We start from the raw sequence: 3,200 nt of genomic DNA on the forward strand, positions 1-3,200 counted from the left end.
CTTTGATGACTTATAGATTAGTACCAAAAAGGTGCATTTATGCAGTTAAATAAGAGGTATAAATGGACAAAAGGTATATAAATAAACAAGTTATGTACAATTTAAACTTATCAATACAGAAATATAGCCTAATGAAGATTTTTTTTAAACATATTTTGTCAATCCTGCTATTTTTGATACTGAATCTTAATAGTGCGGTTCTTGCACAGAATGAAAGCATTGAAGAATTAATTGCAGGAGAAATATTCGATAAAACTATTTCTGCTAAAGAAAAGCATTTTTATGCTGTGCAATTAGAAAATGGTATGGCAATCACCGGAAAGGTCATTCAGAAAGGTATAGACTTGGTAATCGATGTATATAATCCTAAAGGTGAACTTTCAAAGCAAATTGACAGTCCAAACGGAAAAGACGGAGATGAACAGATTGACATTACGGCCAATCAATCGGGTATATACAAATTTGTAGTTCATTCTCTTGATAAGGAATCGAAAAAAGGTAATTACGCTTTAAAAGTTGATCAGATCATAAGCTTGTCGGAAAATACTAAGCGTATTACCAAAAGGGAACTCCCTACAGAAACATTATACAATTTGTGGGAATCTACACTTAGCAATAAGAATGCTATTGACAATTTCATAGCGAAACAGTCCGAAAGACATATTATTGAACCAATTGAAGGTGATAATGACAATATGTTGGTCACTTACTTTTGTGTGCCAGACCATAATACAGAATATGTAATGTTAAGTGGAGGGCCTGATTTTTTGGGATTGCGATTTCAGCGATTACCAAGCACAAAACTTCATTTTATTACACAAAGAGTTCCTAAAGATGCTCGTTTCAATTATGGCTTCAATTATTTTATTTTAGATAAAGCAGGTCCAAATGGCGAAATTGAATATAGAGATGTCATACACGCTTACGATGGAACCGTTGAAATGCCAAATGCACCTAAACAAAGGTATATTGCTGAACGGGAAAATGTAACTAAAGGAACATTGTTACCAACTTCAATCAAAAGCGAATTTTTAGGCGAAGAACGGAAAATAACTGTCCATACACCTGCAAATTATGACTCGACAACACCTCATAATCTTTTAATCGTTTTTGATGGAGAATCTTATGGAGCAAGACCCAATCGAAGTTCAAGAATACCCACACCTACTATAATTGACAATCTTACAGCAGAGAACAAAATCACGCCTACTGTCACCATTTTAGTGTGGTCAATGGGTAAACGCAGTAAAGATTTGGTAAGCGAGAAATTTGGTGATTTTATTGCGAACGAGCTTGTTTCTTGGGTACGTTCAGAATATAATATTCATCCCAATCCTGACAAGGTTGTTTTAGCAGGTTCAAGTCGGGGAGGTTTTGCGTCTAGCTTTATTGCCTTCAGACACTCAGATGTAATAGGAAATGTTCTTTCTCAATCAGGTTCCTATTGGATAAAAGGAACTGAAAATGAAAACCATTGGATTTACCCAGAAGAGAATGGAAAACTAATCAATTTATACAAACAGAGTAAACGACTGCCAATCAAGTTCTATATGGACATTGGACTATATGATGCTGGTGCATCAATGCTTGGAATGAACAGACAGTTTCGGGATATTCTTGAATTAAAAGGCTATGAAGTAGATTATCATGAATTTAAAGGAGGGCACAATTACGTTAACTGGCGAGGAACACTTTCAGATGGATTAATAGCTTTGATCGGGACGGAGTAAAACGAAGAAAAATGTACATAACACTATATATGATATCATAGCTCGTTCCTCGCTACGCTTCATATATAAACCGTTAGTGGCAAGGCTATGACGACACAACCCGACAGACAAATCGGGTTCTTTTTGATGTTTCGTATTTTAGTAGTTGCTTAAATAAGCTAATTGACTACCTTTGTACTATGGACAACAATTCTTGCATACGACAACAAGCGGACATTAAACAAATAAATCGCTGTAAAGACAGAGTTTCAGAACTCAACGGCTCATTTGACTATTTATCAAACGGACTTGAATTGGCAGGAAACAACGTAAGACTGAAAATTCTCTTTCTGATCTATGAAGAAAAACGACTTTGTGTTTGTGATATAAGCGATATTCTTGGTATGACAATTTCAGCGGTTTCACAACACTTGCGAAAACTCAAAGACAGAAAACTCATTGAAACAGAAAGAGAAGCTCAAACCATTTTTTACTCATTAACAAAAGAGTATGAAAAAATGCTGAAACCGTTTTTCAAAATACTTGACGAAAACAAAATATTAGAAACATTATGAAAACAGACAACAAACTAATCGGAGCAGGACTTTTAACAGCAATTGCAGCTTCATTGTGTTGCATTACACCTGTCTTGGCTCTCATTGCAGGAACAAGCGGACTTGCTTCTACTTTTTCTTGGCTCGAACCTTTCAGACCGTATTTTATCGGTTTGACAATTTTGGTTCTTGGTTTTGCTTGGTATCAAAAGTTGAAACCTAAAAAGCAAATTGACTGCAACTGTGAGACAGAAGAAAAACCAAAATTCATTCAGTCAAAAATGTTTTTAGGAATTGTAACAGCATTTGCAATCGTTATGCTTGCCTTTCCATACTATTCAAGCATTTTCTACCCAAAGAAAGAAAAGCAAATCATAGTAGTGGACAAATCCAATATTCAAAAAGTAAAATTTACGATTAGCGGAATGACTTGTGCGAGTTGCGAAGAACACGTAAATCACGAAGTAAATAAATTGACAGGAATAATAAGTTCAAACGCTTCATATGAAAATGGAAATGCAATCATAGAATTTGACAACTCAAAAACAAATATTTCTGAAATCGAAAAAGCAATAAACTCAACAGGATATTCTGTAACCGACAAAAAAGAAAATTAAAATGGAAATCAAATTACAATCAACAATAACTTGCCCCAACTGCGGACATAAGAAAGAAGAAACAATGCCGACAGACGCTTGCCAATATTTTTACGAATGTGAAAAATGCAAACAAGTTCTAAAACCAAAACAAGGCGACTGCTGTGTTTATTGTAGCTACGGAAGTGTTGCTTGTCCACCAATTCAGCAGGACAAAAAATGTTGCTGACAGACGGAAAACAAAGAAGCCCAGCCACTAACAACTAAGCTTTCGTGCGGCTTGCAAAGCCAAGCATGAAAGCGCTGTTGCACGAAACCGGTGAGGTGCCTATGGGGATTGA

4 protein-coding genes are annotated in these 3,200 nt (G+C 35.6%); all 4 read left to right on the forward strand.

The window, feature by feature from the left end:
- Positions 1-173: 173 nt before the first annotated feature.
- Entirely contained in the window at positions 174-1,730 is a 1,557-nt protein-coding gene (locus tag BLQ57_RS20590; RefSeq protein WP_244887431.1) for an alpha/beta hydrolase, read from the forward strand.
- A 179-nt stretch (positions 1,731-1,909) separates the two neighbouring features.
- A complete protein-coding gene (locus BLQ57_RS20595; RefSeq protein WP_087941489.1) occupies positions 1,910-2,284 on the forward strand; it encodes an ArsR/SmtB family transcription factor in 375 nt (124 codons plus the stop codon).
- Complete coding sequence (gene merTP / locus BLQ57_RS20600; RefSeq protein ID WP_035630394.1) at positions 2,281-2,880, forward strand: mercuric transport protein MerTP; 600 nt, start codon at positions 2,281-2,283, stop codon at positions 2,878-2,880. The genes BLQ57_RS20595 and merTP overlap by 4 nt, the downstream gene beginning before the upstream one ends.
- A gap of 1 nt (position 2,881) precedes the next feature.
- Complete coding sequence (locus BLQ57_RS21540; RefSeq protein ID WP_069796431.1) at positions 2,882-3,088, forward strand: GDCCVxC domain-containing (seleno)protein; 207 nt, start codon at positions 2,882-2,884, stop codon at positions 3,086-3,088.
- Positions 3,089-3,200: the final 112 nt, after the last annotated feature.

This window comes from Algoriphagus faecimaris (genome assembly GCF_900101705.1).
In the GTDB taxonomy this organism is placed as follows: domain Bacteria; phylum Bacteroidota; class Bacteroidia; order Cytophagales; family Cyclobacteriaceae; genus Algoriphagus; species Algoriphagus faecimaris.